The following is a 422-nucleotide window of genomic DNA, read 5'->3' as shown; positions in this document are numbered from 1 at the left end:
AACGAGCGTTTCTTTGAATTCTTGTATTCTTTTTCCAATTTCATCTCTAACACGTTAGAATTCTGACCATTCTTTTCTTGATGGCTCATCATAGCCCCAGTAATCTTTTTTTGACGTTAGGTGATATGATGATCTCTGGTGCGGCGGACTGCGCTTTATTGCTTTGCCATAATAATATCTTGAACACGTCTCACGGTGTTCAGGATTAATGTTTATTTACTTTAATTTTAAAATAATAAATATCTCCTTTAGAAAAATCAAATGATTATTATCTAACATCCTCTAAATTGATAAAGTCCGTATATGTAGCAAATTATTTTACAGTAATTCACACGAAAATGATATAAAAAGGATTAAGACATAAATTAAATTGATACATAATTACTTATATATGATAACATCATAAGTAATTACAAACATCA

1 pseudogene is annotated in these 422 nt (G+C 29.1%); it reads right to left on the bottom strand.

Annotation, left to right across the window (positions count from 1 at the left end):
• Positions 1-111, bottom strand: a pseudogene (locus KA858_RS13050) (arsenate reductase (thioredoxin)); the annotation flags it as partial.
• Positions 112-422 lie beyond the last annotated feature (311 nt).

The organism is Staphylococcus sp. GDX8P80P (genome assembly GCF_017893095.1).
Classification (GTDB): Bacteria; Bacillota; Bacilli; order Staphylococcales; family Staphylococcaceae; genus Staphylococcus; species Staphylococcus borealis.
Note: the sequence above shows the minus strand (reverse complement) of the source record. Positions and strands in the feature narration are given on the sequence as shown.